Consider the following 16,627-nt stretch of genomic DNA (forward strand, 5'->3'; position numbering starts at 1 on the left):
TGATCCTATATGTTTACAGGGTTATGGGATAGGGGAATTGGAAATTGGGAATTGGGCATTGGGGAAAGACTTGTTTCAAGTTCTCACCCCTTGTCCCCTTGTCCCCTTGTCCCCCTGCCTCCTGCCCCCTGCTCTCTTATCTAGAAGAGTTGCTATTATTGCTTTCTGGGCTAGGCAAGGGAGTCGTATTACTAACTTTTTTGAGTGCTATAAAAATGTCGTAGAGGTTACTACGACTGTCGCTGACAGCAGATGTCATCCCAATTGAGCGTGTTGCAGCTAGCAAAGTTTGTTGATTGGGAATTAGAGTTGGCAAAGGGAAATTGTTCACAGTTCGTTCCACATCCAGAAAAAATTGACCATTTGTTGGATTTGGTTCTGTAGGAACTGTTTGTTGGAATGGGATCGTGCTAGCTAGTGTGTTGTTGGGCTTGGGAACAATTTTATCAGTGATGGGAGCGCCCACTACTAAAAAGGCGACATCTCCATCTAACCAACCGTGGGTGGCAGTTAAAGTACCATAAGGTGAAACCCAGTTGACAACAGGTTGCCCTGCAACTTTTGCAGGTTGCACTTGGAACTGGTATTGATTTCTCATCACATCATCCAATTGTTTTATGGATGCTTCGGCTGAATTGCGTAGGCTTTGCCCGCCGGCATTGCTGGCCTGTACCATGAACACCAAACCCGCACGAAAATCGTTTGGTGAACCTTCTTTGGGAGTATTAGGAATCACTGATAAGGAAAACTCGCCTTTCATCCAACTGAGCAAATCCTTATCTAAATCTAGAGTGGTAAGAGATTTTATCCCACCTTTGAGTTGTTCTGGTGCGATCGGTGAGAGGGGATTTCCTTGAGATGTTAAAATGTAATCTCCCCATAACCTTTGTAAGTTTCCTCCCGAAAGCATCATTAAGGTTTCTGCTGGTACGCGACTTTGCATTTTCCCAGCTTTATTTTCCACTGCCAGCACACGTTGACTATTAGGATTTAACCAAGAAACGCCCTTGAAGCGGATTCCTTCTGCCTCTAAAGTCATTGTCCCTGCTAAACCTTGGTTATTTTGCAGTTGAGCTAAAACTTGAGCGGGTAAAGGGCGGTTTGGAGAAGCTGCGGCTATTTTAGCTGCTGTTGGCACATTGACGTAAAACTGGCCAAAGCGTTGGTAATTGGCAATTTTAGGAAAATTCTCCGCAAAGCCCCCTATTGTTGCTAGGGATGTTTGATTTTTGTAGGCATCGATCGCTCGTTCTGTGGCTTTAGGACTATCAGTTATGACTAAAAAACGCCCATCTATTAATGCTGCTGATAAGTTTTCCCCTGTCTGTCCCTCACTTTGTTTGATGGCGATCCCTTGATAAATACGGTCAATCCATTTGCCTTGTTTAAGGGTTTTGGGTTGTGCCAAAATGTTTTTGGCGATTTCTGGATTTTTTACTGGTAATACCATTACCATCGACTGCTGATCGCTGGCAGCATCTTCATTAGTGGTAACTGGTTTGGGTACAGCTTTGCTTGCTGTTGCTGGGGCAAGAATTGCGATTGTAACGTCATTGCCTACCCAAGGGGCGATATCTTTCTGGAAGTCGTAACCATTATTAGTCAGAAAGCGATCGCGCAATTCTACTAAATTTCTGTCCAGTTCTGCTTGGGTTTCTCTTGTCCCAAACTCCCGCAATTTCTGCCATTGCTGGGGATCTGTTGTCAGAGAAACCGCAAACAGTGCATCACCAGGAATAATATTTGCACCTACGAGCAAATCACTGGAAGATATTTGTCTCTGGCTTAACAACCAGTATGCGACACTCCCTGCACCAATTAATAGCCCAGCAGCTGAGAGCGTCAGCACCAGAGAGGGTTTCTTATTTTTCTTCATTGGAACAGACACAAGAGGCGGTGCCATCGAAACCTATACCTTATACTTGCAAACTTATTACTTGCTTGATTAGTTAAGTACACCAACTGGTTTAACCATTCTTTAGGACAGCCAATTAGATTAAATTTTCCACCCTAAATGTTGATGATACTTCGGTAATCAATCTTCCCTAGTCTTTCAAAAGCCGTGTTTTTGATTCAGTTACCATTTTTAACACGCTTTGTTGAATTTCGTAGGATGTTTCGCTAAGATTAATGCCTCATTCGGAAGATTTCCGCAAGTAAATCTGTGATTCCAAGCAATTAAAGAATATAACTAACTGGACAAAGCTGCAAGTTAATTTAAGCTATTTGGCTTTGCTCGGTAGCGATCGCCTACGATGGGTGGATACGCCATCGCACTACATAATGACTGCAATATTTTTTGGGACAACCTATAATTGCAACTCAAATCCAGGTAATATATCCTCTCCAGAAACAATCGCCGGCATTTGCACAACTTCTACAGCTTTCAAAAGTCGGTAAATTTCAACTTGACGATCTTGAGGATTAATCAGCCAACCCAAACGCAGACCATTTTTGATATATTCCTGCATTTTCTCTTGAATCTGTGACAGTCGGTCTGTCTCCGATCGCAGTTCAATCACAAAGTCGGGTACAAGTGGCGGAAATTTTTTTCGTTGTTCTGGTGTTAAAGCTTCCCAGCGCTCCAATTTTACCCAAGCAGCATCAGGAGAACGTTTTGCACCATTTGGAAGTATAAAGATAGTTGAAGAACTAAAAACTTTCCCTAATTTAGCTTGACGATTCCAATTATTTAAGTCTGTAATTAAATCTGCTTCTTGATTTCCGCTTTCTCCTCCGACTGGTGGCATAATTATTAATTCTCCGGCTGCATTCATCTCTAGGCTTAAATCACGATTGGCAACACACAATTGATAAAATTGCTCATCGCTTAAATGAGCAATCGGTTCTAGATTTAGCACAACAGTATTCATTAAATCTTTCCTCGTGTCTTTGTTGCTAACATCAGTAGGAAATTCTTGCTTGTTGGAAAATCTCTTGAGGTGTAATTTGTAACCCTTCAAATAAGGAATCTTCTAAACTCTCAGTACCACGTTTGGTTTGAGGGAGAATATCAGGATAAAAAATAGTAATAGTTTTTGCTCTAGAATCAATAATCCAAACTCGTTGAACTTTAGCTTTTAGATAATCAGTGGCTTTTTCGGTCATTTCTCCGAAAGTTTGACCAGGGGAGATAATTTCAATGACTAATTCGGGTGCAACAGGACAAGCCTCATCTTGCAACCAATCAGCAGAAAGACGGTTATAAGAAAGATAAGTCAAATCTGCTACAGGAACCCAGTCTTGTTGATTTCGTTTTAGCTTAATTGCCCATTCAATTACAACCCGCCCTTTTCCTTGCGCCCATGCAGACAATAGTATAAATAATGCACCTGTTATAGAACTATGAAAAAATTTTGGTGCCATTTCATCATTTTGGAATTTAGGAACAGCTTTTCCATCAATGAATTCGTAGGTGATATCTCCTTCGGGAAGTGCAAGAAATTCTTCGAGGGTGAGTTGGGTTTTAAGTTGAATCATGGTTGATCTTGGGGAATTTACTACCAGATGCGATCGCTACAATATTCAACCTTCCTTTGATAACCTCATTGTATTGCTCAATAGCGATCGCAGGCTTTTTACCGATTTTGGGAATTCAATTGCATCGCTCCCAAATATTTAGTTAAATAAGGCGAAAAAACTTCATAAATTAAAGTTAGTGGCTGTCCATGATGCCAAAACAAGTAGTGGCGACCCCAAAAAGGCCCAGTTACGTCAAAACCAGACTCTAGCGCCGATGAGTCACCATAGTAAATCCCTCGAACATCCCGATATAACTCTGTGCGGAGACGAGCTAAACTTGCCCAAATTGGTAATGAACGATTTTGCAAATACTCATCTACATGGCTGGCTTCCCACCACGAGGTAGCATAAGCTAATCGTTGACCAGAAGCAGTCCGCAGCCACACTTGTCGCCGTAGTCGAGGCCCTGGAACAGCTTGGATTAAATCAGGTGCAGCATCCAAATCCATGCCAATAAATGACATATCAATGACATCTACTTCTACAGGCTCGCCTGTAAGCAATTCTAGGTGACGTGTTGGAGAGCCGTCACCTAAAAGCATGAGCTGCCAAGCAGGTGCTAGCTGAGTGTGAGGTAAACTTTTTTGAATTACTTCCTCCCCTCCTTGCCAAATCGGAGTGAGGCGATGCCAAGCTGCTGGCTGTGTTAAGTTGTTTGTAGGCGTAAAAGTAATACTCAATGCTTTTTACAAAACTTCACGTATCTCTATAAAAGCATAAAAAACCAGAGCTATACCAAGATTTAAGGGTCAACAGTCTCAGGTCTATTGACCATTGACTACTGACCCTTGACTAATCAACAAAATATGCGGATGGTGAGACTCGAACTCGCAAGGGCATAGCCCACACGCACCTCAAGCGTGCGCGTATACCAATTCCGCCACATCCGCACGGCTTGTCTAAAGATAGACTATAGCATAAGAAAATAATTATAGTAAGGTGATATCTAAAGTTATATTTCTCAAAAATATAAATTTCTTCAAGGCGGTATCAGACTGACAGAAATTTGGCATCTGCACAAGTGATATTAAAAAGGGTAGAGCGACTGTGGGAGAAACGGTGCGATGGCGTATCGCAAAAACCCAGTTTGGTAAGCTAGCCAAGACTTACAGCAGCAATGTTGTTAGTGTAGTAAAACCCGTAGAGGCAGCAAGCCTGCAATATGCGAGTTTGCTTAGAGTCAGGGTGGCGAATCTCCTGTGATAATTTGAAATAATGCGGAAGCGTCGTTTCAAGTTGGATCAGAGAAAATGTGAATCTACTGGTAATGATATCGAAACTAAAAAATGAAGTTTGACAAAATATTAATTGCCAATCGGGGAGAAATCGCCCTTCGCATTCTCCGCGCCTGTGAAGAAATGGGAATTGCGACAGTTGCGGTTCACTCCACCGTTGACCGGAATGCTCTTCACGTCCAACTTGCTGATGAAGCGGTTTGCATTGGCGAACCAGCTAGCAGTAAAAGTTATTTGAATATTCCCAATATTATTGCTGCCGCATTGACGCGCAATGCGACTGCTATTCACCCAGGTTATGGCTTTTTGGCAGAAAATGCCCGGTTTGCGGAAATCTGTGCCGATCATCATATTGCTTTTATCGGCCCAACTCCAGAAGCTATCAAGCTGATGGGCGATAAATCCACTGCCAAAGAAACCATGCAAAAAGCTGGAGTCCCCACAGTACCAGGTAGTGAGGGGTTAGTAGAATCCGAGGAAGAAGGATTAAAATTCGCCAAGGAAATCGGCTATCCAGTGATGATTAAAGCCACAGCTGGTGGTGGTGGGCGAGGTATGCGCCTAGTTCGTTCTGAAGATGAATTTGTCAAACTTTTCTTGGCAGCGCAAGGGGAAGCAGGAGCAGCTTTTGGGAATTCTGGCGTTTACATCGAAAAATTTATTGAACGTCCCCGCCACATCGAATTTCAAATTTTGGCGGATAACTACGGTAATGTCATCCACTTGGGTGAACGGGATTGCTCAATTCAGCGCCGGAACCAAAAGTTACTAGAAGAGGCCCCAAGTCCGGCTCTCGACCAAGACCTGCGTGAGAAAATGGGACAAGCTGCTGTCAAAGCTGCCCAATTTATTAATTACAGTGGGGCAGGTACTATTGAGTTTCTCTTGGATAGATCCGGTAAATTCTACTTTATGGAAATGAACACCCGGATTCAAGTAGAACATCCTGTAACAGAGATGGTTACTGGAATAGACTTGGTTGCCGAACAAATTCGAATTGCCCAAGGAGAAAGACTCAAGCTTTCCCAAGAGCAAGTAGTTTTGCGGGGTCATTCCATTGAGTGCCGAATCAACGCTGAAGACCCAGATCATGACTTTCGTCCTTCTCCTGGACGGATTAGCGGCTATCTCCCCCCTGGAGGCCCTGGTGTTAGGATTGATTCTCACGTTTACACCGATTACCAAATCCCGCCTTACTACGATTCTTTAATCGGCAAGTTAATTGTTTGGGCCCCAGACCGACCCACTGCTATTAACCGTATGAAACGCGCACTCCGGGAATGTGCCATTACTGGACTGCCTACCACTATTGGGTTTCATCAAAAAATCATGGAAACTCCACAATTTTTGCAGGGTAATGTCTATACAAATTTTGTCCAGGAGATGAACGGGTAAGGGACTGGGGATTGGGAAGAGGGCAGGGGAGCAGGGGGACAAGGGGACAAGGTGACAAGGGGTGAGAACTTGAAACAAGTCTTTCCCCTTGTCCCCAATTCTCCTTGTCCCCAATTCCCAATTCCCAATTCCCAATTCCCAATTCCCAATTCCCTAATTCGCACGAGATATCATAGTCAGCAATCCTTGCTGACCTAGTAATATTTCTCGTAGCAGGCTGAAGATACCAACCCAAATAATAGGTGTAATGTCCACTCCGCCTATAGGTTGTACCAGTTTTCGCAATGGCACTAAAAATGGTTCGGTAGGCCAAGCTATTAAGTTAAAGGGCAAACGATTCAGATTCACTTGCGGATACCAAGTGAGAATGATCCGAAATATAAATAAAAATGTCATCACCCCTAACACAGGGCCAAGAATCCAAGCAGTCAGGTCAACACCAGTCATCGGTTTAAGGTACTATCTATCTGTAAAGAAAGAAAACTCCGGCGAACGGCAAGCCGCGCTTCGCGTAGGCGTAGCCCGTCGTAGACATCGCCACAAAAACTTTAAGCTTTGTAAAGCACTCTCATCATCATTTTAACCAAATGCTGTGACTTTCTTCTGGAATAAAAAAGTAAACTCGCTTACAGCAGTTACCAAGTTTAGCAGTTCCGAGTTAGAGGCTTCTCAAGAAAGTAATACACTATTAAAATTAGGATGAAGTGTGTAAAAAAAGGTTTAGAAGTATGACGCCTTCTTTAGCAAATTTTCTTTGGAGCCTGCTATGGGGTACTGCAATTGTTGTGATTCCCGTTACAGTTGGTCTAATTTTCATTAGCCAAAAAGATAAAATTCAGCGTTCATAATGCTTATGAGAGTTAATTTAACTCTCACAACCAATTGTCTGTCAGCTATTTATAATTGCATTACAAGCAGCAGTATTTGCCGCTAGAAGCAGTTGTAGCTAACAGACACAGGGTTTTTTAATTTTTCGGTGAACAGCTTCAGAGCTTCTTTGCCAGAGGCTTTGAAGCTTCAATATTTATCGTGCCTAATTACAGTAGTGATTTTAATTGTGACTCGCTAACATAGATTTGATATTGGGAAAACAGCAATGATAAATTTTGGGCTGAACTCAGCCAGTTTTCTGGCTCAGGTAAATTTTGGGGCAAATTCAGCCAGTATTCTAGGAATTTTCCTGGCTGTGGCTGGGGCAGCACTGTATTTTCTCCGCACTGTGCGTCCAGAATTGTCACGGGATCAAGATATCTTTTTTGCGGCAGTCGGGCTACTCTGCGGCTTTATTCTCGTGTTTCAAGGATGGCGGCTAGACCCGATTCTGCAATTTGGTCAACTGCTTTTAGTTGGCACAACTGTATTTTTTGCAGTTGAAAGTATTCGTCTGCGGAGTATAGCTACCCAGCAAGCAAAGCGTAACACTCCGATTGTGGATGAAGACCGACCGGTTAGCGATCGCTATTCGTACAACGATCGCAGAAAGTATCAAGCTGAAATGGATGCAGACTTAGATCCATTGCCTTATGAAGACGAGGAAGAACGCCCCCCGCGTCGCCGGATTCAGGGTAGCAGGGATGAAATTTCCACTCGTGATAACTATTACGAGGAGCAACCCCCCCGTCGTTCTGAACGCCGCAACAGCAGCAGTAGTGAAAGACAGGCTCCAACTGATAGAACGCGGCGACGGACTTCTGGCCGTCCTGTGAATCGCCCTTCTGAAACCTCTGAAGATGAAAATTGGGGTTCATCTAGGCAAATTGATGATTGGGAAAGTTCGGGAGGGGAAGTCAAAAAACCTTCTCGCCGTAATAATAACGGTTCTCAACGCCCAGAAAGCCGGGAAGATGATGTTGCTCCTAGACCAAGAAGGCGTCGTCCATCCACAGACTCAGCTTCTCGAAGACCGCGCGAAGATGATGAGGCGATCCCAACTGATTATGTACCGTACAACCCGATTGAAAAGCCAAATCAGGGGCCAGATAATTCGACTGATTTTGATGACGATGTTTAAAACAGTTGGCGTGGAAATAGGTTTAAAGGCAACGGAAAACAGTTGAGGTGGAAAAATTTACGCCTACATTTTGGCTCCAAAGACCAATTCATTGGAGCCTGGTTTTTGGTTTAACAAGTTTGCTTGCATCTTGTGGTTCTAACAATATTCCCATAGGGCCTACTTCCCTCAACAGTCGCTACACCGAGGAGCAGCCTGCTTTGAGTGGAAATGGGCGCTTTTTAGCGTTTGTATCTAATCGGAATGGTAATCAACAGCTATTAGTTTTCGATTTGGAGAGGCAACAGTTTATTGGCACACCGGGTATAAACCGAGCAGAGACAATCGCTGAAAGTCCTAGCTTGAGCTACACCGGGCGTTATATTGCTTATCTTACTAGTGACCAAGGTAGACCCGTAGTGGCGCTTTACGATCGCGCTACGCAACAGTCGCAAATCGTTACACCAACATATCGCGGCTGGATCAGAAAACCGAATATTAGCCCAGATGGACGTTATGTTGTCTTTGAAACCGCTAGCCGTGGTCAGTGGGATATTGAAGTCTTAGACCGAGGGCCAAATATTGAGTTAGATATTCCCAACGGTGCAACCGTAGGTTCACCTCCGTAGAAGAGAGGGAGCAGGGGAGCAGGGAGCAGGGAGATGAGGGAGAATAATTAATGCCTGTACAATGCCCAATGCCCCATGCCCAATATATGAAACGTATTTTTTTTATACCTGTATTTTTCTGCTTAAGTTTATTAACTGGGTGTTTTGGCTACCCTCGCCTTTTGAGTTATCCCTTTGATCCGGGGGGTCGGAGTCTCAATAGTTTAGCCTCAGAATTAAACCCCCAAATTTCTGGGAGATACATTGTTTTTATTACTGACCGACGCGGTAGCCAAGATGTTTATATGTTTGATACGGTGACTCGTGATTTGGTTGATTTGTCAGGTTTAAATTCCTTTGATGCGATCGCAAATCATCCTAGCGTTTCACAAGATGGTCGTTATATTGTGTTTGCGGCTAGCCGCCAGGGGCGATCGGCTATTTTTCTCTACGAGCGAGAAACACGCCAATCACGAAATTTAACTAGTAACCTACAAGCTGAAGTCCGCAACCCTACAATTAGCGCTGATGGTAGCAGGATTGCTTTTGAGTCCAGTAACAACGGGCAGTGGGATGTTTTAGTATATGACCGTTATGGGCGACCGTTGAATATACCTCAAGAACCGCGTTGAAGAATTGGGAGTGGGGGCTGGGAAGAGGGCAGGGGAGCAGGGAGCAGGGGAGACAAGGTGACAAGGGGTGAGAACTTGAAACAAGTCTTTCCCCTTGTCCCCAAGTCCTCTTCCCAATTCCCTATTCCCTATTCCCTTCAACTTGTTGCACAGATTCAATGAGCGATCGCACTTGTTGCGTCCCTTCAGAAGGTTCAAAGGATAGGGGAAACTTACCTCGGAGGAGCATCCGAAAACCGAGGGGTGCAAGACTGAGTAATCCTCTTAAATCTTTAAAGTAATTACCGACTACTTGTAAACCAAATTGACGTTCATCAATCCAACCACCTTCTTTAACTAAATCTATCAAAACTTTCCGGTGACGAATTGAGCGACTATCGCTGGCTTCTTTGTGCGTAAGAATTTCTTGTTTAACTTTGGTGATTTGTTCTAATGGTGCAACTTCCATTGGACAAACTGAATCGCAGTATAAACAACGGGTACAACCCCATACGCCTTTAGTACCTTCGTTGTACATTTCTAAACGATTTTCGGTATCGCTATCGCGAGAATCCGCTACCATCCGGTAAGCCTTGGCAAGAGCATGAGGGCCAACAAAGTCTGGATTAACTTCACGGGCGTTGCATTCTGAGTAACAAGCACCGCACATAATACAGTTACCAGTTTGATCGAGACGCGATCGCTCTTGTGGTGTTTGCAAAAACTCTCTTTCTGGTACTTGTCGTGCTGCTGTACTCACATAAGGAGCAACTGCCTCCAAATTATTCCAGAAACTGCTCATATCTACAACCAAATCTTTAATCACGGGCATATTGCCAAGAGGTGCGATCGTGATTTCAGGAATGACATTTACTTTATTTTGGGATGATGGTATTTGTTGTAATCTAGCAAGTTCACTGCCAACATTTTCCTTACAAGCTAAAGCCGAACGCCCATTAATTCGCATAGCACAGCTACCACAAATGGTATTACGGCAATTTTTGCGAAATGCCAACGTTCCATCTTGCTCCCACTTAATATGATTGAGGCAATCCAGGATTGTATTACCTGGTTCTGCCTCTACAAGATAGGTTTGCACAATAGGGGAGGAATTTTGTTGCTGTCGAATGACCTTAAAAATAACTTCCATGACTACTAACCAAAATTTTAAAATTGCTTCACCAGCCTTAACAATCATGAGTCAAGGCTGGTAGTTACGAAAAGTGAGCTATACTTTTTTTGCCCTCAATTCAAAGCCTGGTGTTAATAAGCTGACGATTAAAGGGAAACTGATTCTAGTTTAAGGATAACCATTAAAATTTTACTTTTAGCAGCGCTGTAGGCAAAATTTGTGTCAAATTCTGAGATAAAACGCCAAAAATGTAATGGTCGCTTGACATTGAATTTAGTCGTTTGAGAATGTAAAGGAAAGAGGTTTACTTAGAAAGGGACTCAGGTTTATCTTTGGTCTAGCGATCGTATCCAAGGTAAATGCAGTTACCGTTAGCAACAGGTCTTCATATCAACTTGAGTCAAGCAATCCTAGCTGGAAAATTCCGCCTTCGCTAACGCTTGACAGAATTTTTTGATTATATAGAAGTGTAAAAGCACATCTTCAATATATAGTAGTGGCAATTAAGTGCTAGGCGTATGTTAAGAGATTTATTCTTCCCATAGACAGACGTAGAAAATCCTCTGACCGCTTTTGAGCTTACGGTAATAAACCGAGGAAAAATCCTTACCACTTTCAAATAAAAGTCTCGCGCATCGAAGAATCCCGGATAGGCGAGACTTTGAGATTTTTGCAGCCTCTCAATCAAGAAAATCTTGAATTTAACTAATTGGTCAAAACTGCTCATCTAAATTAGATAAATTTTTATAATGCAATAAAGGGTTAGGAAAATCGTCACGGCTTTTTCCAACCTTTAAGTCCAGAAATTTAAATAAAAATTTACCAGCAACTTTAATTCAAAATTAAACAACTATTTTGCTATTATTAGTCCATGCTAGTATTTAATATAAAATTACGAACTCACAAAACCAGAATCAATAGCCGTATCAGCGCGGCTACTACTGCTTTGTTGATTCGTAATGTAGAGACAAGAAAATTCGCGTCTCTACTGGCAGGACAAAGGGCATAAGCCCGTAGGACTCTATTGAAATACTATGCTGTCCTAAGCTTGAGAGGATGAGTAGAGAAAACTCTACCTACTCATTAGCGAGAAGGGCAAGCACTGAAAGTGAAAAACCTGCGATTTATTGGGTCTACGACTTATTTGGAGTAGAGCCAACCCCATTTGTAAAGGTGGCTGAAAGTTACACCGCTACAGTAGCGCCAAAAGAGAAAATAATTTCATTTCTGATGGCGAATAATGGTTAAAAGTGCCGTGAAATCAGCAAAATTAATTTCTATGGCAACTATGACCTCTAATTGGTTGTAGACAACCATAATATGAAGTGCTTTTGTCTCCTATCGGCAGTGATTCACCCGTAACACTAGAGTCCTAAGTAGCTCTATGCACATGCTAAAAAGCCAAATGCTGGCATGAGACTACATCATTTATCAGCTTGGAGAGAGTAAGGAAAATTTGAGCATAATGACTGAAACTGCAACCGCGCCATTAACTGGAAAAGCACTACTTGCGAAAGTAAAAGAACTTTCCACTTTGCCACGCCGAGAAAGAGCTAAACAGTGCGGCTATTACACTGTTACTAAGAATAACCAGGTTCGTGTTAATCTCACCGATTTTTATGACGCTTTGCTATCGGCTAGAGGAATTCCTCTAAGTCCAGAAGCACCTAAAGATGGTCGTGGTCGTGAACCGACATATCGGGTTAGTGTCCATCAAAATGGTCAGATTGTGATTGGTGCCACATATACCAAAGCAATGGGCTTAAAGTCTGGAGATGAGTTTGAAATTAGGTTGGGATACAAGCATATTCACTTGATTCAACTTGGTGAAAGTGATAAAAAACTGACCTCACCAGATATAGACTCCGACGAATCGGACGAAGATTTGGAAGACGAAGAGTAAATTTGCTGATGGTAAGGATAAGTATCAGGTATGATAACTTGTCCTTACCTCAATAGCAAACTGGTAACTCTATTGAAAAATTTTGTTCCAGATAAAAAATACGATTAGACCCCTTGCAGAATTTGCCAAATTTAGTAGATTCTTGATAAATCAGCAAGAAATCTATAGTGCAAGAAGTCTATCGTGTTTTTTTTGATAACTTTTTTTGAGCCTTCGGTCAACGCCTTACTAGCATTTATGCAAAATGCACCAGCACTAGTTATAGTAATGGCATTTTTTGCTTGCTGGATAGTTTGTTGGTTGCCAGTCGCAGCAGTATCAGCAATATTGCTCAATTGGCAACCCCCTAAACCTTTGCAGCCACAGCAAAAGATGCCATTATTGCTGTCACTTTACCTATTAGCTCCCCTGATTCTGTGGGGAGTTAGTTGGCTTACCAATAAATCTTTTTCGGATTACGGCTTTGTTGGGAATCTTTCAAATTTTGGTTCTTTAGCATTAGGTTTCGGTTTGGGAGTGGTAAGCCTAGGGATTGTATTTAGTGGGCAATTCGGATTAGGTTGGTGTTCTTTTGAAAAAAAGAATTTCAAGTTACTATTACCCATCTTGCTACCGATTTTCTTGATAGCATTATTAGTCGGTGGGATAGAAGAGTTAGTTTTTCGGGGTTTTCTGTTCACTGAATTAGTACAGGATTATCCAGTTTGGGTAGCAGCAGCAATTTCTAGCTTGATTTTTGCCTTGCTACATCTAGTTTGGGAGCAACGTGAAACTGCACCACAACTCCCTGGATTGTGGCTGATGGGAATGGTGTTGGTGTTGGCACGTTTTGCCGATCGCAACAATTTGGGTTTAGCTTGGGGACTACATGCGGGATGGGTATGGGCGATCGCAACTCTAGATACAGCAGAATTAATTACTTACACAGGTAAAGCCTCTGACTGGTTAACAGGTAAGAATAAAAAACCCCTAGCGGGTTTGGCGGGAATTATTTGTGTACTGGGAACTGGAATAAGTATTTGGCTTTTCTCTAGGTATTTTTAATTTGGTGTTAAATGTCTTATGGGGCTTGGTTAAGTCATGCACAATTTAGTCTGTCAAGGAATAATTGACGAGTACATTCTCTCTTAGGACGACGATTTATCTACATCTCTCTAACGTATCAGTCTTTTAGACGTGATAAATCGCGTCTCTATATGCAATACCATTGCCAAAATAAGAGTATGAAGAGGTAGGGCATTTCGTAGTAGATTTATTGTCTCTCACAACGATAAATCAAACACTACAAGCAGCCCATGCCTGATATCTTATCACTGCTACAATGCCTGCTACCGCAGATCAACGCGACAACAATGCGGCAATTTAACCAAATAATCCTGGCTATGTTAACGATGAGCGGGCGAGTCACGATGTTGGGAATCTCGCGTTGGGCAGGCACTGGTGGTAGTTATCGGACGATATTAAGATTCTTTCAGACAGTAATACCTTGGGCGACGTTGTTTTGGCTATTTTTCCGTAAGCATTTATTCCGTGCAAATGAGGTGTATTTGCTTGCAGGAGATGAAGTTGTAGTGAGTAAATCAGGTAAAAAAACTTATGGTTTGGATAGATTCTTTTCCAGCCTAGTAAGTAAACCGATATTAGGACTGTCTTTCTTTACATTATCATTAGTAAGTGTTGAACAAAGGCACTCATTTCCCATTCAAATAGAACAGGTGATTAAGAGCGATGTAGAAAAAAGTAGTTCAACATTAGCCTCAGAAATAAAGCCTAAAGAAAAACGTAAGCGTGGACGACCAAAAGGAAGTAAGAATAAGAATAAAGCCGAGGTGATTTTAACATCTGAATTAGTGCGAATTCAAAAGATGATTAATTCGCTGTTCAAATTATTAGCTGGATTTGTGCCGCTTACTTACTTAGTGCTAGATGGGCATTTTGGTAACAATAATGCTTTGCAGATGGCACGTCTTGTTAACTTACACATAATTTCTAAGTTGCGCCACGATTCTGCATTGTATATCCCATATCAACATCCTGACTCCCATAAACGCTCTCGTCGTAAATACGGTGATAAGATTGACTACCATAACATACCTGATAAGTATTTGCGTAAAAGTAGCATAGAGGATGAAATTCAAACTGATGTTTATCAATGCACTCTCCTTCACAAGGAATTTGCCCAAGCACTAAATGTAGTTATTTTAGTTAAAATTAATCTTAAAACTCATGCTCGTAGTCATGTAATTCTATTTTCTAGTGACCTAAAGTTGTCCTACGAAAAAATAATAGATTACTACAAATTGCGCTTCCAAATCGAGTTTAATTTCCGTGATGCCAAGCAGTTTTGGGGACTGGAAGATTTCATGAACTTAAGCCAAACTGCTGTGACTAATGCTGTTAATTTAGCATTTTTCATGGTCAACTTGTCCCATCATCTTCTCTTGGATTTTCGTCTCCTTAATCCCGACTCTGGCATTATTGACCTGAAGACTCATTATCGTGGTTTTCGATATGTCCGTGAAATCTTAAAAATGCTTCCGGAAATGCCTGAGCCTATTTTATTAACCCAGATTTTTGCCAAGATTACTTCTTTGGGACGGATTCATAACGTTTCTACAGGCGTTGAACCCTCGTAAATTGGCAAAGGTATTGTATATGACAATACGGTTCAGTTAAGGATTTTTGGTACTGATTTTAGGTCTGTAGAGACGTTGCAATGCAACGTCTCTACAAAGGATTTCGAGGCTTAACTGAACTGTATTGCTCTACATGAGGGCTTTCTAGCTTATCCCAAGCGTATTGGGATAAAACTAAAAGTTCAAGACAGCAAAGAGGTTCGGTCAAAAAGGTGAGAGCATCAAGGAACCCACCTACAACTATTGACTAACCTCCAAAGCCAGGAATTAAACGCTTGAGGGCACGATCGGTAACATCGCTATAGCGCAGTTCTCCACACATAATCTGACCCATGATTTTGGCAGCAGAGGGATGCTTAACACCAACTTTGTAGCCAATACCAGGAAAGCGATAGAATGCTCCAGCTAGTTTTTGTGCCCAAGCCATCTCAGTACCCCATTCTTCATTAATAGCTTCACTATATTTTTCTAAAGCGTTGATGTCACCAGAAAGGGCCTCATTAATGGCTCCTGCTGCAATCAAGCCGCTAAAAATTGAAGGACGAATGCCTTCTGCTGTCATAGGATAAACTACACAAGCAGCTTCGCCAGCCAAAACAGCATTTTGGGTATGCAACTTTTGCTTTCCATCCCACAAGCAAAGGGGATAACCATACTTCTTGCTGGTTTTGATATCTAAATTAAACGATCGCGCATATTCATCTAAAATCTTCTTAAAATCTTGGGGTTCGCCACCGCCAAACGTACCAATACCAATGGAATAACCATCCGCTTTCGGGAAGTTCCAAATGTAGCCATTTTTCACCAACCCCAACTCAATATGAATTGTGGATTTGTCTTTCACAGTGGTGGAAACTTCTGCTTCCAAAGCTGCTGCTAAACGGCGTTTACGTTCTTTGAAGCCTAACCATTTTGCCATTAGCCCTTTAGCACCATCAGCCGCGATTAAGTAGCGACCTATAATTGGCTCATTAGCTGTGTTAACTTGCCAATAGTCACCTTTAAATTCAATACCCTTTACTTCAGTATTATCTCGTAGTTCAGCCCCTTGCTTCTGTGCTTGCTGCACTAGGAAATGGTCAAAAATATCTCGTCGCACCATCCAGACTGGTTCTTTCGTGGCTATTTTTGCTTCCACTGGGTCGCCTAATTTCCAGGTAAAGCGAAAGGAGTCAGCTTTGACAGAAATTGCTGGGCTAAAATCAAAGTCAAACCATTGAGCGATCGCTGGAGATACACCACCACCACAAGGTTTATATCTTGGTAGGGATTCTTTTTCTAAGACTAATACTGAGCGACCCTGCTTGGCTAAATGATATGCAGCTGTTCCACCAGCTGGCCCAGCGCCGACGATGATGCAGTCGTACATAAGGCTGAATTTTGGCTCCTGAATTAGTTGATTTTCTCTTGAGTAGGGGCACAATTCATTCAATTGCCCCTACTTTAATTATTTATCGAACAGAATTCAGGAGTCAGGAGTCAGGAGTCAGGAGTCAGAATTCAGAATGAATTCTGTGCGAGTGGCGGATAGCGCAGCGTAAAGCCTTCTCTACGAGAGGCTGCGCCAACGGCATGGCTTCGCTTAAAGCGAGTCC

15 protein-coding genes and 1 tRNA gene are annotated in these 16,627 nt (G+C 42.3%); 8 read left to right on the forward strand and 8 right to left on the reverse strand.

Going from position 1 to position 16,627, the window contains the following annotated elements; all coding sequences use genetic code 11:
• Positions 1 to 136 precede the first annotated feature (136 nt).
• The 5 genes from FD724_RS13450 to FD724_RS13470 all read right to left on the reverse strand — a co-directional run bounded on the left by FD724_RS13450 (position 137) and on the right by FD724_RS13470 (position 4,412).
• Positions 137 to 1,903 carry a DUF3352 domain-containing protein gene (locus tag FD724_RS13450; protein WP_179072975.1) on the reverse strand — a complete coding sequence of 589 codons (1,767 nt, stop codon included), beginning with the start codon at positions 1,901 to 1,903 and terminating at the stop codon, positions 137 to 139.
• A 406-nt stretch (positions 1,904 to 2,309) separates the two neighbouring features.
• Positions 2,310 to 2,873: a Uma2 family endonuclease gene (locus FD724_RS13455; RefSeq protein WP_179072976.1), complete on the reverse strand. Its 564-nt coding sequence runs from the start codon at positions 2,871 to 2,873 to the stop codon at positions 2,310 to 2,312.
• A gap of 31 nt (positions 2,874 to 2,904) precedes the next feature.
• Positions 2,905 to 3,480, reverse strand: a complete 576-nt coding sequence (locus FD724_RS13460; protein WP_179072977.1) for a Uma2 family endonuclease — start codon at positions 3,478 to 3,480, stop codon at positions 2,905 to 2,907.
• Positions 3,481 to 3,578: 98 nt separating this feature from the next.
• Complete coding sequence (locus tag FD724_RS13465) at positions 3,579 to 4,202, reverse strand: chorismate lyase (protein ID WP_114083792.1); 624 nt, start codon at positions 4,200 to 4,202, stop codon at positions 3,579 to 3,581.
• Positions 4,203 to 4,329: 127 nt separating this feature from the next.
• Positions 4,330 to 4,412, reverse strand: a tRNA-Leu gene (locus tag FD724_RS13470).
• Positions 4,413 to 4,808: 396 nt separating this feature from the next.
• Between FD724_RS13470 and accC the strand changes: the two genes are divergently transcribed.
• Positions 4,809 to 6,152 carry an acetyl-CoA carboxylase biotin carboxylase subunit gene (gene accC / locus FD724_RS13475; protein WP_114083791.1) on the forward strand — a complete coding sequence of 448 codons (1,344 nt, stop codon included), beginning with the start codon at positions 4,809 to 4,811 and terminating at the stop codon, positions 6,150 to 6,152.
• Positions 6,153 to 6,305: 153 nt separating this feature from the next.
• Here the strand turns inward: accC and FD724_RS13480 are convergent, their stop codons facing one another.
• On the reverse strand, positions 6,306 to 6,599 hold the full coding sequence (locus tag FD724_RS13480) for a YggT family protein (protein ID WP_012412184.1): 294 nt from the start codon (positions 6,597 to 6,599) through the stop codon (positions 6,306 to 6,308).
• Between the two features lie 281 nt (positions 6,600 to 6,880).
• Between FD724_RS13480 and psbX the strand changes: the two genes are divergently transcribed.
• From psbX to FD724_RS13500, 4 genes are all read left to right on the forward strand, one after another.
• On the forward strand, positions 6,881 to 7,000 hold the full coding sequence (gene psbX, locus FD724_RS13485) for a photosystem II reaction center X protein (RefSeq protein ID WP_012412183.1): 120 nt from the start codon (positions 6,881 to 6,883) through the stop codon (positions 6,998 to 7,000).
• Positions 7,001 to 7,248: 248 nt separating this feature from the next.
• A complete protein-coding gene (locus FD724_RS13490) occupies positions 7,249 to 8,163 on the forward strand; it encodes a Ycf66 family protein (RefSeq protein WP_179072978.1) in 915 nt (304 codons plus the stop codon).
• Positions 8,164 to 8,210: 47 nt separating this feature from the next.
• Entirely contained in the window at positions 8,211 to 8,771 is a 561-nt protein-coding gene (locus tag FD724_RS13495) for a TolB family protein (RefSeq protein ID WP_012412181.1), read from the forward strand.
• Between the two features lie 86 nt (positions 8,772 to 8,857).
• Positions 8,858 to 9,382 carry a PD40 domain-containing protein gene (locus FD724_RS13500; protein ID WP_179075504.1) on the forward strand — a complete coding sequence of 175 codons (525 nt, stop codon included), beginning with the start codon at positions 8,858 to 8,860 and terminating at the stop codon, positions 9,380 to 9,382.
• Positions 9,383 to 9,503: 121 nt separating this feature from the next.
• Here the strand turns inward: FD724_RS13500 and FD724_RS13505 are convergent, their stop codons facing one another.
• Positions 9,504 to 10,511 carry a succinate dehydrogenase/fumarate reductase iron-sulfur subunit gene (locus FD724_RS13505; protein WP_179075505.1) on the reverse strand — a complete coding sequence of 336 codons (1,008 nt, stop codon included), beginning with the start codon at positions 10,509 to 10,511 and terminating at the stop codon, positions 9,504 to 9,506.
• A 1,447-nt stretch (positions 10,512 to 11,958) separates the two neighbouring features.
• Here FD724_RS13505 and FD724_RS13510 point away from each other — a divergent pair.
• The 3 genes from FD724_RS13510 (at position 11,959) to FD724_RS13520 (ending at position 15,032) form a co-directional block, all read left to right on the forward strand.
• Positions 11,959 to 12,396, forward strand: a complete 438-nt coding sequence (locus FD724_RS13510) for an AbrB family transcriptional regulator (RefSeq protein ID WP_012412178.1) — start codon at positions 11,959 to 11,961, stop codon at positions 12,394 to 12,396.
• A 237-nt stretch (positions 12,397 to 12,633) separates the two neighbouring features.
• Complete coding sequence (locus FD724_RS13515; RefSeq protein WP_179075506.1) at positions 12,634 to 13,440, forward strand: CPBP family intramembrane glutamic endopeptidase; 807 nt, start codon at positions 12,634 to 12,636, stop codon at positions 13,438 to 13,440.
• Positions 13,441 to 13,691: 251 nt separating this feature from the next.
• Positions 13,692 to 15,032: a transposase gene (locus FD724_RS13520; RefSeq protein ID WP_179071337.1), complete on the forward strand. Its 1,341-nt coding sequence runs from the start codon at positions 13,692 to 13,694 to the stop codon at positions 15,030 to 15,032.
• Between the two features lie 247 nt (positions 15,033 to 15,279).
• Here FD724_RS13520 and FD724_RS13525 read toward each other — a convergent pair whose 3' ends face one another.
• Positions 15,280 to 16,401: a geranylgeranyl reductase family protein gene (locus tag FD724_RS13525; protein WP_179072979.1), complete on the reverse strand. Its 1,122-nt coding sequence runs from the start codon at positions 16,399 to 16,401 to the stop codon at positions 15,280 to 15,282.
• Positions 16,402 to 16,627: the final 226 nt, after the last annotated feature.

The sequence above is a fragment of the Nostoc sp. C057 genome (genome assembly GCF_013393925.1).
GTDB classification, from domain to species: domain Bacteria; phylum Cyanobacteriota; class Cyanobacteriia; order Cyanobacteriales; family Nostocaceae; genus Nostoc; species Nostoc muscorum_A.

Bases quoted from the DNA above. Each gene is read 5' to 3' on its own strand.
- FD724_RS13515 (WP_179075506.1), top strand. From the start codon at position 12,634: ATGCAAAATGCACCAGCACTAGTTATAGTAATGGCATTTTTTGCTTGC.
- FD724_RS13460 (WP_179072977.1), bottom strand. From the start codon at position 3,480: ATGATTCAACTTAAAACCCAACTCACCCTCGAAGAATTTCTTGCACTT.
- FD724_RS13520 (WP_179071337.1), top strand. From the start codon at position 13,692: ATGCCTGATATCTTATCACTGCTACAATGCCTGCTACCGCAGATCAAC.
- FD724_RS13525 (WP_179072979.1), bottom strand. From the start codon at position 16,401: ATGTACGACTGCATCATCGTCGGCGCTGGGCCAGCTGGTGGAACAGCT.
- psbX (WP_012412183.1), top strand. From the start codon at position 6,881: ATGACGCCTTCTTTAGCAAATTTTCTTTGGAGCCTGCTATGGGGTACT.
- FD724_RS13450 (WP_179072975.1), bottom strand. From the start codon at position 1,903: ATGGCACCGCCTCTTGTGTCTGTTCCAATGAAGAAAAATAAGAAACCC.
- FD724_RS13490 (WP_179072978.1), top strand. From the start codon at position 7,249: ATGATAAATTTTGGGCTGAACTCAGCCAGTTTTCTGGCTCAGGTAAAT.
- FD724_RS13500 (WP_179075504.1), top strand. From the start codon at position 8,858: ATGAAACGTATTTTTTTTATACCTGTATTTTTCTGCTTAAGTTTATTA.
- FD724_RS13505 (WP_179075505.1), bottom strand. From the start codon at position 10,511: ATGGAAGTTATTTTTAAGGTCATTCGACAGCAACAAAATTCCTCCCCT.
- FD724_RS13510 (WP_012412178.1), top strand. From the start codon at position 11,959: ATGACTGAAACTGCAACCGCGCCATTAACTGGAAAAGCACTACTTGCG.
- accC (WP_114083791.1), top strand. From the start codon at position 4,809: ATGAAGTTTGACAAAATATTAATTGCCAATCGGGGAGAAATCGCCCTT.
- FD724_RS13480 (WP_012412184.1), bottom strand. From the start codon at position 6,599: ATGACTGGTGTTGACCTGACTGCTTGGATTCTTGGCCCTGTGTTAGGG.
- FD724_RS13455 (WP_179072976.1), bottom strand. From the start codon at position 2,873: ATGAATACTGTTGTGCTAAATCTAGAACCGATTGCTCATTTAAGCGAT.